Origin of the sequence: Halorubrum sp. LN27 (genome assembly GCF_016635065.1) — an archaeon.
Lineage (GTDB): Archaea > Halobacteriota > Halobacteria > Halobacteriales > Haloferacaceae > Halorubrum > Halorubrum salipaludis.
Genome location: NZ_JAEPET010000001.1, coordinates 236,272 through 251,722, shown reverse-complemented (window position 1 = coordinate 251,722; position 15,451 = coordinate 236,272). Strand labels below are relative to the sequence as shown.

The following is a 15,451-nucleotide window of genomic DNA, read 5'->3' as shown; positions in this document are numbered from 1 at the left end:
CGGCCGCCATCGGCGGCCGTGAGGAGCGCGTGCGAGGGACGCGGCGAACGCGAGCGGCGAAGCCGCGAGCCGTGAGCCGCGAGGCTGGGGAGGCGTGAGGCTTCGGTGCGGTACGGGTGGGACTCAAAGGGGCAGCCGCGAGACGGGCAGAGGCGACGCAAGCACCGCAGGAGCGAATGTAGTGAGCGACGAGGAGCCGCAGCGAGCGTCTGCCCGTCTCGCGGCTGGGGCTTTGGAGGTCTTCGTAGTTGAATCGACGACAACCGCGTCTAGCCGAGCGGCTGGAGCTTTGGAGGTCTTCACCGCCGATCCGTAGCTATCCATTTATAAACGAGCGGCTGGGGCTGAGAAGAAACGCACTGTGAGGCCACCGACGGTTTATAAGTAAACGACGAACTCCTACTCGTCGTCGCGGTCGACGACGACCGTGCGACCGGTGAGCCGCTCCGGTTCGAACCGGTACAGCTCGATGTCGAGGTCCGCCTTTCCTTCGGCCCAGATCTCGAAGAGGGGCCGTTGGGCCTCGCCGTACTGCGCGATCGTCTCGGGCGTGAGATCGGCGAGGTCGACCCGGTGGAGGGTGCCGACGCCGACGACGCTCGCGTACTCCTCGCGGTCCCCCTCGCCGCCCTCCTCGTACACCACGATCCGGGCCTGCGGGTCGGACGCGAGGAACTCGCGCTTCTCGCTGTCGGGCGTCGACACGAGCCGGAGGAAGGCGTTCCGCGACTCCTCATCGAACCCGTACGAGATCGGGATCGCGTACGGCGTCTCGTCTCGCGCGAGGGACAACACTCCGGTCTCGTGCCGGGACAGGAGCGCGTCGACCTCGGCGTCGGACATCTCGACCTCGCTTCTCGTCGCCATACGCTATCTCTCTGGATACGAGGGGATAAAGGACACGAGACTGAGCGAGGCGGAGCCGACGGCTATCGGTGACAGCGGTCCGCAATGGCGAGGAGCCACGCGGGGGCCGAGGGACTCGAACGGTCCGCAGGGGACGACGGTCGCTACGCGGTCTGGGGGTCCGCGATGTCCCCCTCGCCGATGGGGGCGCCGCAGACGACACAGCCCGCGTCGAGCAGCGTCGCCCGCATCTCGTCGTCCACCTCGATCGATCGGCGACACTCCGGGCAGACGAAGGTGTGCGTCCGTGGGCTCATGCCCGGAAATACGACACGGATCCACATGAAGGATGATTCGAATTCCGAGGCCACAGGAATCCGACGGATCACGGGACTCGAAGGCGAGCGAACGCCGGACGGAGGACGGGCGGAGACCGATCTAATCGAGCAGCGCCGAGAGCAGCTTCCGCTGTGCGGCCGCCACGTGCTCCGAGAACGTCGACCGATCGATGTCGAGCGACGCCGCGACCTCGCCGGCGTTGGCCCCCTTTGGATGGTCGAAGTAGCCGGCGTCGTAGGCAACGGTGAGCACCTCACGCTGGCGCTCGGTCAGCTCGCTCCGGTCGACGGTGACCAGGTCCGATTCCTCGGGCGTCGACGACGACTGGAGCAGCCGCAACACCTGCATGTCGGAGCAGGATTCCCGGAACTCGTCGAGCACGGCGCGGAGCGTCGGGAGATCGGTCGCGTGGAAGGTGACGAGCAGCCGGCCGTCCCGGATCGTCGTCTCCGAGGCGGGGACCCCGTGCCGGTCGAGCACCGCGAACGGTGACTCCTCGACGCACGGCGTCTCGAAGCGATAGGCGGCCTTGGCGCCGTAGTCGAACACGACATCGACCCCCTCGGGGACGGGGAGGTCCGCGTCGGCGATGAACTCGAAGACGACCGACTCCGGGTCGCCGGTCGAGGCGCTGCGCGCGACGCTGTAGATCGGCGTCGACCCGTCGACGACGCCCTCGAACGGGGAGGGCGCCGCCGTCGGGAGCGAGACCTCCGCCCTGATTCCGGATCCCATCTGCGTCCGTTCGTGTCCGCCGGCCGGCAAAACGTTGACGCCGTCCGGGCGTCGCCGTTCGGGTCCGCTTATAAAACACCCCACATATGCAGGGCCGGTGTTGGGGTGGACGGAGCCGTTACCTACATCCATGAAGCGAAACGCGCTGCAGGCGACCGGACCGACGACCGCGACGGAAGGCGACGAAACGCTCGACGACACGTTCGACGCGCTCGCCGACCCCGACTGCCGGGCGATCCTCGGGGCGGCCGACACGGCGATGACGACGAGCGAGCTGGCCGAGGCGTGCGACATCGCGCTCTCGACCGCGTACCGCAAGGTGGAACGGCTCAGCGAGACGCCCCTGCTGGTCGAGGGCGTCCGCTTCGACCCCGACGGCGACCACGCGGCGGAGTACACGCGGGGCGCGACCGACGCGACCATCGAGCTCGGCGAGGGCGGCGTCACGCTGACCGTCGACGACACCGAGACGGACGCGGTGAGCGCCGCGTTCGACACCACCGGCGTCTCGGCCGACTGATCGCTACTGGCGTCTCGACCGACCGCGGAAGCGAGATTTCCCTCGTGATAATCAGGCGATTAGCCTTATCAATCGCCTCGGAAAACGGGTACCCATATGGCCGAGTCTCCGGATCCCGCCGCCCTCCTGGATCTCGCCGGAGACAAGATCGCCGTTCTGGACGAGGACGGCGTCTATCGACACCTCAACGCGTCCGTCGCCGATCTGCTCGGGTTTCGGTCGGACGTGCTCGTCGGGACTGACGCCTTCTCGCGAGCGCATCCCGACGACGAAGAGCGGCTCCGCGAGACCTTCGCGCGGGTCGTCTCCGGAGAGCTGGGCGCCGTCGACTCGCTGGAGTACCGGTACCGAACCGCCGAGGGGGAGTGGGTGTGGCTCCGGTCGTCGGTGCACCCGCCCGCGGAGACGGGGATCGACGGCTACGTAGTGACCTCGCGGGACATCACGGTCGAGGTCGAGTCCCGCCGCCGGCTGGAGACGATCGCGTCGGTGTCGTCCGACGTGTTCTGGATGTTCTCCGCCGAGTGGGACGAGCTGCTGTTCGTCAACGACGCCGTCGAGGAGATATTCGGCGTCTCCCGAGACGAACTCGGGCGGTGTCCCCAGAGCTTCCTCGACGCTGTCCACCCCGACGACCGCCCGTACGTCGAGCGGGCGATGAGACGGCTCTCGAACGGTGAGTCGACGCGGATCGACTACCGGCTGGGCTCCGCCGACGGGACCACGAAGTGGGTCCGCGTGCCCGGGAAGCCGGTGACGGAAAACGGCGAGGTCGTCGCGGTCACCGGGTTCGCGCGCGACGTCACCGACGAGTACCGCCGCGAGCGACAGCTCGCCGTGATGGACAACCTCATGCGGCACACGATCCGCAACGACATGAACATCGTCGACGGGACTGCGGAGCGCATCGCCGACATCGTCGCCGCGTCGGACGCGTTCGACGCGGAGGCGCGAGACGGGGAAGCGATTCCCGGAGGCGACGACGATCCGACCGATCCCGACGCCCTCGCCGAGCTCGGCGCGGACCTGCAGGAGCACGCGGAGACGATCCGGCGGGTCGCCTCCGACCTGCTGACGACCGCGGAGAAGCAGCGCGGCGTGATCGACCTGCTTCGACAGCGCGGCTCGCCCCGAGCGGTCGAGGTCGCGCCGATCGTCGAAGAGGCCCTCGGCATGGTCGTCGACGGCTACGACGAAGCGGTCGACCTCACCTATCGCGATCCGGTCGACGACGGGGACGCGGCGGGGAGCGAGTCCGGAAACGAGCCGGGGGACGCAACCGAGGACACGGACTGGATGACCGACGGGACGGCGGCGAGCGCGGAGGTGGGAGACGAGGAGGCGGCGAGCGCGGAGGTGGGAGACGACCACCCGCCGCGGCCGCGGGTGTCGGTCTCGTACCCGCCGAACGCGAGGGCGTTCACGCATCCGGAGCTCGACTACGCGATCGCGGAGCTGGTCGAGAACGCGCTCGAACACGCGGAGTCGACGCCGCGGGTCCGGATCGACGTGCGCGCGGCCGACGAGGCGATCGAGGTGTCGATCCGCGACAACTGCCCGCCGATCCCGGTCGAGGAGCGGTACGTCATCACCGACCGGTGGGAGATGGACGACCTCCGTCACACCGGCGGGATGGGCCTGTGGCTCGTGTACTGGGTCGCGAACCGGTCCGGCGGCGACCTGACCTTCGACACCCACGCCGACGGGAACGTCGTGACCCTCACGGTGCCGAACGCGGAGACCGGCGCGGCCGACGAAAGAGCTCCCGGGGCAAGCCCGTCGAAGCGGCGAGGGACCGCCGCCGCGGGACGGCCTGACACGGAGATGCGAACGGACGGATCCGCGCCCTCGGATACCGAGGACGGCGACCGGGAGCCCCGGGACTCCGACGGCGAGGACTGACCGGGTGGGTCGAGTCTCGGTCTGCGGCGCGAGGACCGAGCCGATCGACGGATCGGGAGCCGAAGCGACGGAACACTGGACCGAACGGGAGATCACCTCTCCGGACCTCGAACGAGCCGGCGTCGATGCGATCGGTCGTTCATTAATATTCAGGATATGAGAACGCTCCCGTCGATCTTAAACCGCCGGTGCGTATAGTCACGTACCGATGGGTACGCTCAACGATCTGTTCGACCCGGACCGGGTCGCCGTGGTCGGCGCGACCACCCGAGAGGGGGCCGTCGGTCGCGCCGTCACGTCGAATCTGCTCGACGACTTCGACGGCGACACCGTTCCCGTCAACCCGAACTACGACGAGGTGCTCGGGACGCCCTGCGTCGACGAGGTGGGCGACGCCGACGCCGACGTCGCCGTGATCGTCGTGCCGCCGTCGATCGTGTTGGACGCGATCGAGGCGTGCGGCGAGGCCGGCGTCCGGAACGTCGTCGTGATCACCGCCGGGTTCGGCGAGACGGGAGAGGACGGGGCCGCGAGGGAGCAGCGCCTCGCGGAGCTAGCCGACGAGTACGACCTCGACCTCGTCGGCCCCAACAGCCTGGGGATCATGTCGACGCCCTCGGGAATGAACGCGACGTTCGGCCCGGAGAACGCGCTGCCGGGCGGGCTCTCCTTCATGAGCCAGTCCGGGGCGTTCGTCACCGCGGTCCTCGACTGGGCCAACGACAACGGGATCGGCTTCAAAGACGTGGTCTCGCTGGGCAACAAGGCGGTCTTAGACGAGACCGACTTCGTCGACCACTGGGGCGACGACGAGGAGACCGACGTGATCATCGGCTACCTCGAGGGGATCGAGGACGGCCGCGAGTTCATCGAGACCGCCCGCGAGGCGACCCAAGACACCCCGATCGTCGCCGTGAAGTCGGGCCGGACCAGCGCGGGCGCGCAGGCCGCCTCCTCGCACACCGGCACCCTCGCCGGCTCCGACAAGGCGTACGAGGCCGGCCTCGACCAGGCGGGGGTCATCCGCGCCGAGTCGGTCGACGAGCTGTTCGACTCGGCGGGCATCCTCGGGAGCCAGCCGCTCCCCGACACGGACAGCGTCGCGATCGTCACCAACGCCGGCGGCCCCGGCGTGATGGCGACCGACGCCGTCGGCGACGCCGACCTCGACATGGCCTCGTTCACCGGAGAGACGAGCGACGCCCTCGCCGAGTCGATGCCGGAGGAGGCGAACATCCACAACCCGGTCGACGTGATCGGCGACGCCGACGTGGAGCGCTTCCGCGAGGCGCTGGAGATCACCGTCGCCGACGACAACGTCGGCGCCGCCCTCGTGTTGGCCGCGCCGACCGCGACGATCGACTTCGACGAGCTCGCGGACGCGGTCCGCGAGGTGAGCGACGAGATGGACGCGCCCGTCGCCGCCTGCCTGATGGGCGGCGACCGGACCCGCGAGCCGAAACAGAAGCTCCAGGCGGAGGGGATCCCCTGCTACTTCGACCCCGCCCGCGGGATCGAGAGCCTCGCGACGCTCGCGGAGTACCGCGACATCAAGGCGCGCGAGTACGCCGACCCGATGTCGTTCGACGTGGACCGCGAGCGCGCCCGCGAGATCCTCGGGACGGTGCGCGACCGCGACGACAACCGCCTCGGCGTCGAGGCGATGGAGCTGCTCGACGCCTACGGCATCCCCACGCCTGCCGGCGAGATCGTCGACTCGCCGGAGCGCGCCCGCGAGGTCGCCGCCGACATCGACGGCGGCGTGGTGATGAAGATCGTCTCGCCCGACATCCTGCACAAGTCCGACATCGGCGGCGTCGCCGTCGGCGTCGAGGACGACGAGGTCGCCGACACCTACGAGGACCTGATCACCCGCGCGCGCAACTACCAGCCGGACGCGACCGTGCTCGGCGTGCAGGTCCAGGAGATGGTCGACCTCGACGACGGCGTCGAGACGATCGTCGGGATGAACCGCGACCCGCAGTTCGGTCCGCTGCTGATGTTCGGGCTCGGCGGGATCTTCGTGGAGGTGATGGAGGACACCACCTTCCGCGTCGCCCCCGTCTCCGAGCCGGAGGCCCGCGAGATGACCGAGGAGATCCAGTCGGCCCCGCTCCTCAGGGGGGCCCGCGGCCGCGACCCGGTCGACGTCGACGCCGTGGTCGAGACGATCGGCCGGCTCTCGCAGCTGGTCACCGACTTCCCGGCGATCTTGGAACTCGATATCAACCCGCTCGTCGCACTGCCCGACGGCGACGGCGACACGAACGCCGCCGCCGTCGACGTGAGACTCACCGTCGACCCGGAGGAGCTCGACTCGAACGACCCCGACGCGGCCGAACCTGACACGGAGGAACTCGACAATGTCTGACACCACCACCACACTCGTCACCGCGACCGGAGACAGCGCCGGAAAGACAGCGATCACCGTCGCCCTGGCGCGGCTCGCCGCCGACCGCGACCGCAGCGTCGGCTACATGAAACCGAAGGGGACGCGGCTCCAGTCGAACGTCGGCAAGACGCTCGATCAGGACCCCATGCTCGCCCGCGAGGTGCTCGACCTCGACGCCGAGATGCACCAGATGGAGCCCGTCGTCTACTCGCCGACGTTCGTCGAGGGCGCGATCCGCGGCACCGAGGACGCGGACGCGCTCCGCGACCGGATCCGCGAGGAGTACGAGGAGCTCGCCGCCGACCGCGACCACATGTTCGTCGAGGGCGGCGGTCGCTGGACCACCGGCGGCGTCGTCGACCTCACCGACGTTGACGTTGCGGAGCTCCTCGACGCGCGGGTCGTGCTGGTCGCCGGCTACGACTCGCCGAACGACCTCGACGAGGTGCTGGCGGCCGCCGACGCGTTCGGCGACCGGCTCGCCGGCGTCGTGTTCAACAAGGTCTCCGACGACGCGTTCGAGTCGCTCGACCAGGACGGGATCCCGTTCCTGGAGTCGAAGGGGATCACCGTGTTCGGCGCGCTCCCCCACGAGAAGGAGCTGGCCGGCGTCACCGTCGGCGAGCTCGCCGACGAGCTCGGCGCGGAGCTGCTCACCGACGCCCCCACCGACGGCTTCGTCGAGCGCTTCCTCGTGGGCGCGATGGGCGGCGACGAGGCGCTCCGGTACTTCCGGCGCGCCCGCGACGCCGCCGTCATCACCGGCGGCGACCGCGCCGACGTCCAGACCGCGGCGCTCGAGGCCTCCGGCGTCGCGTGCCTCGTGTTGACCGGCGGCCACCGCCCCTCGGGCGCCGTCTTGGGGAAGGCGGCCGACGCCGGCAAGCCCGTCCTCGCGGTGAACACCGACACGGTCACCGCGATCGACCGCGCGGAGGAGGTCGTCCGCGGCGGCCGCACCCGCGACGCGCGCACCGTCGACCGGATGGCGGAGCTGCTCGACGCGCACGTCGACGTGGACGCGCTGGTCTGAGTCGGAGCCGGCCGCCGAGCGAGGGAGATCCCCCAGCCCGATCCCCGTTCCGTCCCGCGCCGCGGGCGAACGTCTGACATACTGTTTTCAGGGAGGACGACGTAGGGCGCGTATGACCAGTCTCTCGGAGGCGTACGGCGGACGGGGGCGCTCCGAGGTCGACCCGCGCCGACTGTACCTGGGCGTGGGCTCGTTCGTCGCCGGAACGCTGCTCCTCGTCGCCGGACTCCTCGTAGCCGCGGAGGTCGTCCTCCCGAGCGGCTACAGCTCCGGCGAAGCGAGGCGTCTCGGCGGCGTACTCGGTGGCGTGGGCGTCCCCCTGGTGTTTCTCGGCGTGATGACCGTCCTCCCGGCGGACCGCAACACCCGCGTCGCCGCGGTCGTCGGGGCGGGCGTGATGTGTCTCGGCGTCGCGCTGTTCGCATACGCCTACCCGTACCACTGGGTCGGCGGCCCGCGTCCCGAGCTGACGGACCTGACGCTGCCGACCGCGGGCCTGTACTTCGCCGGCGCCGCGACGACGCTGTGGAGCGTGTTCGTCGGCGTCGCCAACTTCAAGACCCGGAACGACCCCGGCGGCACCGTCACGATGGAGGTGACCCACAAGGGGGAAACGAAGGTGATCGAGGTCGACCGCGCCGAGCTCAACCGCGGCGGCGGCGTCGGCCTGCTCGGGGGCACGCCGGACGGCGACGTGGAGACGCAGACGAACCGGCGCGGCGGGAGCGGCTCCGGTGCCGGTTCCGGCTCGCGATCCGGGTCGGTCCCGTCCGAGTCGACCGGTCCGACCGGATCGTCTCCCCCATCCGGATCCGCCGGAGCGTCCGGGTCGACCGGATCGTCCGGCGGATCGCGATCGAGCGGGAAGAGCCGGCCCGCCGGCGTGAGCGACGGCGGCGCGACCGCGAGCGACATCCGGTCCCCGCTCGACGGGGCGGGCGACGGGAGCGGTTCCGACGGCCCGTCCGGACCCGAGGGCCCGGTCACTCCCGGCGTCTCGCCCGCCGCGCGCGACGGCCCGGGCGACACCTACTGCGGGAACTGCGCGCAGTTCGACTACGTCCGCACGGAGCAGGGGATGCAGCCGTACTGCGGTCACTACGACGAGCTGATGGACGACATGGACGCCTGCGAGGAGTGGACGCCGCGGTGAGCCGGTCGGGGGACAGTCGCCCGCGTCGTCACCTTTTCAAGCCGGATCCGCCGACGGGAGCTGTGACTCCGCGACCGCGAACGCGAGCGTGCTCAACACCGCGGTGAGCGTCCCGGCCGCGAGCGCCATCGCGAGGTCGGGGAGCCCGAGCGAGGTCACGCCCGGCGCGGCCGGCAGGAAGAACCCGGAGACCGCGTACAGCACGACCGCGATCGAGAGGACGTAGAAGGGCGCGTTGAGGTACCGCCACCGGAACCGGCCCGCGAGGTACTCGTCGGTGATCTGGCCGAGGCTGGAGGTGACCCCGGCGACCGCGAGCCACTGGACGAACCCGTGGACGAACGCCGCGAGCGCGACGCCGGCGGTGACGCCGCCGCGGACCCCGCGGACGGTCTCGACCGTCTCCATCCCTTGGACCCCGCCGACGACGATCAGCGCGAGCGCGACGACGTAGGTGACGAGGGTCACCCGCCCGGTGTAGAGCACGTTGCGCACGGACGCGGCCACGCCGTCGACCGTGTCTTCGAGCCCGAGCCCGCGGAACAGCGAGTAGAGCCCGACGATCCCCGAGAGGATCCCGAGGACCGCCGCGCCGGCGACGTCGAACAGGTTGGCGACGACGACGAGCGGATAAATGAGGAGGAGCACGCCGAGCGGCACCAGGATCGTGCCGCGGGTCTCCGGGTCCGCGAGCACCTGCTTGATCGTGTAGTAGAGCGACTCGAGGTCCTGCGCCTGGCGGACGACGACGCGGCGCATCCCGTCGATCGGCATCCGCGACCGGATCACCGGGAGCACCGACTCGTCTTGCGCGCCGTCGGTGATGACGACGGCCGACACCTCCTCGCCGGTCGACAGCTCCGCGAGCACGCGGTCGACCTCCTGTCCCACCGCGCGGTTCGCCCGCACGTCGGAGCCGTCGACGCCGGTGACCGCGGCGACCTCGACCGCCTCGCCGCCGGCGGCCAGCTCGTCGTAGACGTTGACGCCCTGAAAGAGGACGTTCACGTCGGAGTCCTCCGGGTCGGCGGTCGCGAGCGCGACCGCGGCCTCGGTGACCTCGTCCGCGCCGATGACGGGGGTGGGGATCCCCGTCTTCCGGCCGAGGTCGTCGTCGAGGTCGACGCAGAGGACGAGCAGCATTATCGGAGTCTACGCGAGGGGTCGGCATATGTTTTCGGCTCGGCCCGGTCGTCGCAGATCCGTCGACCGCACCGTCTCGCACGGCAGACGGTCGGGGGGATCCGTCGGCCCCGCGGCTCGATCGCGTCGCTACGCCTCTTCGTGTTCGAGCCCGTTCATCATGGCGCGGACGTTCTCGCCGTCGCCGAACGACTCGGGGTACGCGGCCAGCGGGAGGACGTAGTCGTCGCCGACCTCGACCGTCTCCGCGATGTGGAACTCGAGCTCGACGCTCACGCCGGTTCCCTCGATCTCGCCGTCGGCCGAGTACACGACGACACCGGTGTCCGCGCCGAGTACCGCCGTGGTGTACTCGGAGCCGCGTTCGAGGTCGCTGACGCCCTCGTACCGGTCCGCGATCAGCTCTGCGCGCTCGTCGGCGTCGAGCTCGCCGACCGGGTTGAACGCCTCACCGAGCACCTCGACCCGCGGCGTCGCCAGCGCGGCGAAGACCGCCGCCTGGTACCGCTCGCCGAACAGCTCGACGGCCTTGTCGTACTCGGCGATGGTGTTCGTCACCCGGACCTCGCGCGTCTGTCCGGCGGCCTCGACCTCCCGGGAGACAGTCTCTTCGCTCACGTCGTTGAGCTCGTACCCCGTCTCGGAGAGCGTCGCGTCGGCGACCGTCGCCGTGCCCGAGGAGAACTCCGCGGGCTCGTCGCCGGTGACGACGTCGAGGGCGGTACAGCCGGCGAGGCCGGCGGCGCCGACCGCGCCGGCGAGCGCGAGCGCACGGCGGCGGGTGGTCGGGGCGGTTCCCGTGCGGTCCTCCGCGGCGGCGTCGGAACGCGGCTCGGGCTTCATACCCCATCCGTCCCGGCGGCGGGGGTACATACTTTGTGTTCGTATGTTCGTCCCGACCGATTTGACCCCCGTGACAACGTATCACCCGGAAACGCGCGGTTCGGACGCTTTTTGAGGCCGCAGCCGGTAGGAGGGGGTAGATGATCTCCAAGGGCTGTGAACAGTGCGCCAAGGGCGGGAAGATGGTGCTGTTCGTCTACGGCTACTGCGACCAGCGGGACTGCTTCTACTGCCCCCTCGGAGAGAACCGGAAGAACGTCACCGACGTGTACGCCAACGAGCGGAAGGTCGAGTCCGACGAGGACGTGATCGCGGAGGCCAAGCGCATGAGCGCGCTCGGCACCTCGATCACCGGCGGCGAGCCGCAGGAGGCGATGGCGAAGACGTGTCGGTACCTCGAACTGCTGAAAGACGAGTTCGGCGAGGACCACCACACCCACCTGTACACGGGTATCACGGGCGGCCGCGAGAACATGCGCCGCCTCTCGGAGGCCGGCCTCGACGAGATCCGCTTCCACCCGCCGCTGGAGGTGTGGGGCGACATGCACGGCACCGAGTGGGAGGAGATCCTCCACATCGCCCGCGAGGAGGGGCTCACCCCCGCCTTCGAGATCCCCGGCATCCGCGCGGAGCCGGAGTTCCTGGAGTTCTTGGACGAGGGCGCCGCGGAGTTCTGTAACATCAACGAGTTCGAGATGTCCGACGGGAACTACCGCCGGATGCAGGAGGAGGGCTTCGAGCTGCAGGAGGGGCACATGTCCGCCGTCGAGGGGTCGAAGGACGACGCGATCGTCTCCGAGATGGCGAGCCACGAGAAGGTGTACTTCTGTACCTCGGTGTTCAAAGACGCCGCCCAACACCGGAACCGGCTGAAGCGGATGGCGAAGAACATCCGCCGGGAGTTCGACGAGGTGACCGACGACGGGACCTTGGTCTACGGGAAGGCGTTCGCCGACCCCGAGCGCTTCGAGGCGCTCGGCGTTCCCGAGGAGTTCTACACCGTGAAGTCGGACCACGTCGAGGTCGCGTGGTGGCTCCTCGAGGAGATGGTCGAGGACGGCGACCTGGCGGAGGGTGAGATCGTCGAGCAGTACCCGACCGTGAACGGCACGGTCGTCGAGCGCACGCCGGTCGCGTAGACGCGGAGCGGCTCGGAGACCCTTATAAATCGCTGAGGGACACGGACACCGCCGAAGCCCCAGCCGCTCGGCTGGACGGTGACCCTTATAAATCGTTGATCAACACGAACACCGCCGAAGCCCCAGCCGCGAGGCGGGCGCACGCTCGCTGCGGTCCTCACTCGGTCGCTCACGCTGTTCGCTCCCTCGTTGCGGTCCTTACGTCGCCTGCGCCCGCCTCGCGGCTGCCCCTTCGAGTCCCGCCCCGCACAGCACCGCACAGCACCTCACGCCTCCCCAGCCTCGTCGCTGGCGCCTTATAAGGCGCCAGCGACTCCCTCGCACGCGCTCTCGCCGGCGGCGTCGCCGCCGGCTGTCAGAGAGACCTTCGGTCTCTCCCTACTCGCGCCCTTAAAAGGGCGCTCGGAGGCGCGCGCCGACCGCACAAAGTTGCTTGTCAACATGGACCATGATTTAAACCGACCCGGCGCGTATCCCCGCGCATGGCCTCCGAAGAACCCGTGTTCGCCGACGTGAGTATCGGCCAAGAGGTATACGACGAGGACGGCGGGCGGCTGGGGACGGTTCGGGGCGTCGACGACGACGGCTTCTACGTCTCGTCGCCGGCGGGCGCGGAGTCGCTGCCGCTCACCGAGGCGCGCGACGTGTTCGGCACCGCCTACGTGATGTGGCGCTGTTGGGAGTGCGGAGAGATGGGCGAGATCAGCGGCGAGCTCCCCGCGAACTGTCCGAACTGCGACGCGCCGCGCGAGGATCTGTACTACTGGGCCGAGGACTGAGCCCCGTCGGGGCGACCCGCCCCTCGGAGATCTCGGTCGCCGTCACGCTTTTGCGTACCGGCGCTAAACCGAGGGAGAGATGCCCGAACGAGACCGCGTCCTGCGGGTCGACCTCTCCTCGGAGACCGTCTCCCGCGAGCGCGTTCCGGAGGCGTGGCTCCGCCGCTTTATCGGCGGGAAGGGGCTCGGTGCCCGCTACCTCTACGACGGGCTCGACGCGGGGACCGACCCGCTCGGCCCCGACAACCTGCTGGGCTTCTGCGTCGGTCCGCTCTCGGGATACCTGCCGGGCGAGACGCGCTACGCCGCGGTGACGAAGTCGCCGCTGACCGGGGGCTTCCTCGACTCGTACGCCGGCGGCGACTTCGCGGACCGCCTGGTCGGCTCGCTCGACGACTGCCTCGCCCTGCTCGTGACCGGCGTCGCCGACGAGCCGGTCCGGATCGTCGTCGAGGGCGGCGACGCCCGCGTCGAACCGGCCGAGACCTGGGGCGCGGACACGGTCGAGACCGACGCGGCCCACCCGGACGCGGGCGTCGCCTGTATCGGTCCGGCGGGCGAGCGCGGCGTGGCCTACGCGACGATCGCCTCCGACGCGGGCGACCACCACGCCGGTCGCGGCGGCGCCGGCGCGGTCATGGGGTCGAAGCGGCTCAAGGCCGTGGTGGCCCGCGGCGATCCGCCCGGGGTCCCGCCCGCGCTGGCCGCCCTTCGGGAGCGCGACGAGCGCGCCTACGCCGAGGGCGACACGGGGCGCTGGCAGGCCGCCGGCGAGACCATCGAGAGCGTCGACTTCGCCAACGAGGTGGGCGCGCTCGCCACCGAGGGGTGGCAGCGCGACCGCTTCGAGGCGGCCGACGACATCGGCATCGAGGCCGCCCGATCCGCCGCGGTCGGTCGGGAGCGCCCCGACCGCGAGGTTCCCGGCGGCTTCGAGGTCGAGACCGACGCGGGGCGGTCGGTCCCCCGCGGCGCGGCGCCGATGACCCTCGGCGCCGGGCTCGGCGTCGCGGAGTTCGACGCCGTCGCGGCGCTCGGCGAGCACTGCGACCGCCTCGGCGTCGACGTCATCTCGGCGGGCAACGCCGTCGCCTGGGCGGTCCGCGCGGCCGAGGCCGGCCGCGTCGACTGCGAGGTCTCGTTCGGCGACCCCGAGGGCGCCCGCGCGCTCATCGAGGCGATCGCGACGGGCGGAACCGGCCCCTGCGAGCCGGGCGTCGCCGACGCGCTCGCCGGGGGCGTCGACGCCGCGGCCGACGCCTACGGCACCGACGACGCCATCCCGACGGTCAAGTCGATGGAGCTGCCGTCGTACGACCCCCGGGCGGCCGTCGGCATGGCGCTGGCGTACGCGACCAGCGACCGCGGCGGCTGTCACCGCCGGGCCCGCCCCATCGAGTGGGAAGCCGTCGCCGACGGGGCGTCGACGAGCGACCGGGTCGCGGCGGTCGTGACCGCGCAGAACACTCGGTCGGCGCTGTGGAGCTTCGTCGCGGACGACTTCGCCGGCGAGCCGCTGTGGGACGGGTTCGGCGCCGAGTGGTTCGACGCGCTCGGCTACGACCACGACGCCGCGTCCCTCCGGCTGGCCGGCGAGCGCGTCTGGAACCTCGTTCGGCTGTTCAACGCCCGCGAGGGGTTCGACCGCGAGGCGGACGAACTCCCGCCCACCCTGACCGAGCCCGTTACGGACGGCCCCGCGGCGGGCGACCGCGTCGAGCCGGCGGCCTTCGAACGCCTCCTCGACGCCTACTACGCCGCCCGCGGCTGGGACCGCGACGGGCTGCCGACCCCCGAAACGCTCGCCCGGCTCGACCTCGATGCGGTCGCCGACGCCGAGACGCCGGTCGGAACCCCGCCCGAGAACGACCCTCCGAGACACGACGATGACTGAACGGATCGACCTCGACGACATCGAGACGGACGGTGACGACGACTCCCGACCCGACCGCGACGCCTGGCTACAGCGGAGCGAGGACGGCGACGAGACCGGCGCCGACTCGGCCGGCAGCGGGTCGCCCGATACCGACTCGGTCGCCGCCGACTCGCCCGATTCCGACGCGGCTGATTCCGACGCGGCCGACGACAGCCCGTCCGGCGCCATCCCGCGAGTCCCGCGGGAGAACGACGACAAGCCCGCCGGCGTGCCGACCGACCGCGGCGGCTCCGGCGCGGGCGCGACGGTCTCGGAGGCGCCCGACGACGCCCGTCCGATGGGCGGCGGCCCGCACGGCGGCGGCACCGACGAGATGACGATGGCGTTGACGTACAACGCCTTGACCGCGCTCGCCGACCCGCGGCTGGTCGTCGCCTCCGCCCGCGAGTGGGCCGACTGGATCGGGATCGTCGGCGACGTGAGCGCCCCGGTCATCACGCGGTTCCAGCGCGATCACGGCGTCGACGCCGACTTCTTCAACGGCACGGGTGACGGGCCCGCCGAACGGCTCGCCGAGGTCGACGAGACCTCGATGTTCCACGCCGAGCGGCTGGCGGTCGTCGGGACGCCCGACGACGAGTGGATCGCCGAGGCGGCCGGCTGGGAGTTCGTCCCCCTGGAGACGGCGGCCGAGAAGGCCGGCTGGGACCTCGCGTAGCCGCGGGGGAGTCGCCCGCCGCTCGAGCGGTTC

14 protein-coding genes are annotated in these 15,451 nt (G+C 70.8%); 9 read left to right on the top strand and 5 right to left on the bottom strand.

Going from position 1 to position 15,451, the window contains the following annotated elements; genetic code table 11:
* Positions 1-399: 399 nt before the first annotated feature.
* From JIN95_RS01135 to JIN95_RS01125, 3 genes are all read right to left on the bottom strand, one after another.
* Positions 400-867, bottom strand: a complete 468-nt coding sequence (locus tag JIN95_RS01135; protein ID WP_095635355.1) for a pyridoxamine 5'-phosphate oxidase family protein — start codon at positions 865-867, stop codon at positions 400-402.
* 143 nt (positions 868-1,010) lie between these two features.
* Positions 1,011-1,163, bottom strand: a complete 153-nt coding sequence (locus JIN95_RS01130) for a hypothetical protein (RefSeq protein ID WP_200530278.1) — start codon at positions 1,161-1,163, stop codon at positions 1,011-1,013.
* A 121-nt stretch (positions 1,164-1,284) separates the two neighbouring features.
* Positions 1,285-1,920 (bottom strand): helix-turn-helix domain-containing protein, encoded by a 636-nt coding sequence (locus tag JIN95_RS01125; protein WP_095635356.1) that lies wholly within the window; start codon positions 1,918-1,920, stop codon positions 1,285-1,287.
* 130 nt (positions 1,921-2,050) lie between these two features.
* Here JIN95_RS01125 and JIN95_RS01120 point away from each other — a divergent pair, with 130 nt between their 5' ends.
* From JIN95_RS01120 to JIN95_RS01100, 5 genes are all read left to right on the top strand, one after another.
* Positions 2,051-2,440, top strand: a complete 390-nt coding sequence (locus tag JIN95_RS01120) for a helix-turn-helix domain-containing protein (RefSeq protein WP_095635357.1) — start codon at positions 2,051-2,053, stop codon at positions 2,438-2,440.
* 96 nt (positions 2,441-2,536) lie between these two features.
* Positions 2,537-4,342: a PAS domain S-box protein gene (locus JIN95_RS01115; RefSeq protein ID WP_095635358.1), complete on the top strand. Its 1,806-nt coding sequence runs from the start codon at positions 2,537-2,539 to the stop codon at positions 4,340-4,342.
* 208 nt (positions 4,343-4,550) lie between these two features.
* On the top strand, positions 4,551-6,713 hold the full coding sequence (locus tag JIN95_RS01110) for an acetate--CoA ligase (protein ID WP_095635359.1): 2,163 nt from the start codon (positions 4,551-4,553) through the stop codon (positions 6,711-6,713).
* Positions 6,706-7,767 (top strand): phosphotransacetylase family protein, encoded by a 1,062-nt coding sequence (locus JIN95_RS01105; RefSeq protein ID WP_095635360.1) that lies wholly within the window; start codon positions 6,706-6,708, stop codon positions 7,765-7,767. The genes JIN95_RS01110 and JIN95_RS01105 overlap by 8 nt, the downstream gene beginning before the upstream one ends.
* A gap of 112 nt (positions 7,768-7,879) precedes the next feature.
* Entirely contained in the window at positions 7,880-8,920 is a 1,041-nt protein-coding gene (locus JIN95_RS01100; RefSeq protein WP_095635361.1) for a hypothetical protein, read from the top strand.
* Positions 8,921-8,956: 36 nt separating this feature from the next.
* Here JIN95_RS01100 and JIN95_RS01095 read toward each other — a convergent pair whose 3' ends face one another.
* Together JIN95_RS01095 and JIN95_RS01090 are read right to left on the bottom strand one after the other, a co-directional pair.
* Complete coding sequence (locus JIN95_RS01095) at positions 8,957-10,063, bottom strand: DUF373 family protein (protein ID WP_095635362.1); 1,107 nt, start codon at positions 10,061-10,063, stop codon at positions 8,957-8,959.
* A gap of 129 nt (positions 10,064-10,192) precedes the next feature.
* Positions 10,193-10,906 (bottom strand): DUF6517 family protein, encoded by a 714-nt coding sequence (locus tag JIN95_RS01090; RefSeq protein ID WP_095635363.1) that lies wholly within the window; start codon positions 10,904-10,906, stop codon positions 10,193-10,195.
* A 140-nt stretch (positions 10,907-11,046) separates the two neighbouring features.
* Here JIN95_RS01090 and JIN95_RS01085 point away from each other — a divergent pair, with 140 nt between their 5' ends.
* The 4 genes from JIN95_RS01085 (at position 11,047) to JIN95_RS01070 (ending at position 15,418) form a co-directional block, all read left to right on the top strand.
* A complete protein-coding gene (locus tag JIN95_RS01085; RefSeq protein WP_200530277.1) occupies positions 11,047-12,045 on the top strand; it encodes a radical SAM protein in 999 nt (332 codons plus the stop codon).
* Between the two features lie 482 nt (positions 12,046-12,527).
* A complete protein-coding gene (locus JIN95_RS01080) occupies positions 12,528-12,824 on the top strand; it encodes a hypothetical protein (protein WP_200530276.1) in 297 nt (98 codons plus the stop codon).
* Between the two features lie 79 nt (positions 12,825-12,903).
* Positions 12,904-14,718, top strand: coding sequence for an aldehyde ferredoxin oxidoreductase C-terminal domain-containing protein (locus JIN95_RS01075; protein WP_200530275.1), 1,815 nt, complete (start codon positions 12,904-12,906; stop codon positions 14,716-14,718).
* Positions 14,711-15,418 carry a hypothetical protein gene (locus tag JIN95_RS01070; protein ID WP_095635368.1) on the top strand — a complete coding sequence of 236 codons (708 nt, stop codon included), beginning with the start codon at positions 14,711-14,713 and terminating at the stop codon, positions 15,416-15,418. Before JIN95_RS01075 ends, JIN95_RS01070 begins: the two co-directional genes overlap by 8 nt.
* The last annotated feature ends 33 nt before the right edge of the window (positions 15,419-15,451 follow it).

Excerpts from the sequence above, each read along its gene's own strand:
- JIN95_RS01105 (WP_095635360.1), top strand. The coding sequence starts at position 6,706 with ATGTCTGACACCACCACCACACTCGTCACCGCGACCGGAGACAGCGCC.
- JIN95_RS01130 (WP_200530278.1), bottom strand. The coding sequence starts at position 1,163 with ATGAGCCCACGGACGCACACCTTCGTCTGCCCGGAGTGTCGCCGATCG.
- JIN95_RS01080 (WP_200530276.1), top strand. The coding sequence starts at position 12,528 with ATGGCCTCCGAAGAACCCGTGTTCGCCGACGTGAGTATCGGCCAAGAG.
- JIN95_RS01075 (WP_200530275.1), top strand. The coding sequence starts at position 12,904 with ATGCCCGAACGAGACCGCGTCCTGCGGGTCGACCTCTCCTCGGAGACC.
- JIN95_RS01125 (WP_095635356.1), bottom strand. The coding sequence starts at position 1,920 with ATGGGATCCGGAATCAGGGCGGAGGTCTCGCTCCCGACGGCGGCGCCC.
- JIN95_RS01110 (WP_095635359.1), top strand. The coding sequence starts at position 4,551 with ATGGGTACGCTCAACGATCTGTTCGACCCGGACCGGGTCGCCGTGGTC.
- JIN95_RS01115 (WP_095635358.1), top strand. The coding sequence starts at position 2,537 with ATGGCCGAGTCTCCGGATCCCGCCGCCCTCCTGGATCTCGCCGGAGAC.
- JIN95_RS01090 (WP_095635363.1), bottom strand. The coding sequence starts at position 10,906 with ATGAAGCCCGAGCCGCGTTCCGACGCCGCCGCGGAGGACCGCACGGGA.
- JIN95_RS01085 (WP_200530277.1), top strand. The coding sequence starts at position 11,047 with ATGATCTCCAAGGGCTGTGAACAGTGCGCCAAGGGCGGGAAGATGGTG.
- JIN95_RS01095 (WP_095635362.1), bottom strand. The coding sequence starts at position 10,063 with ATGCTGCTCGTCCTCTGCGTCGACCTCGACGACGACCTCGGCCGGAAG.
- JIN95_RS01120 (WP_095635357.1), top strand. The coding sequence starts at position 2,051 with ATGAAGCGAAACGCGCTGCAGGCGACCGGACCGACGACCGCGACGGAA.
- JIN95_RS01100 (WP_095635361.1), top strand. The coding sequence starts at position 7,880 with ATGACCAGTCTCTCGGAGGCGTACGGCGGACGGGGGCGCTCCGAGGTC.
- JIN95_RS01135 (WP_095635355.1), bottom strand. The coding sequence starts at position 867 with ATGGCGACGAGAAGCGAGGTCGAGATGTCCGACGCCGAGGTCGACGCG.
- JIN95_RS01070 (WP_095635368.1), top strand. The coding sequence starts at position 14,711 with ATGACTGAACGGATCGACCTCGACGACATCGAGACGGACGGTGACGAC.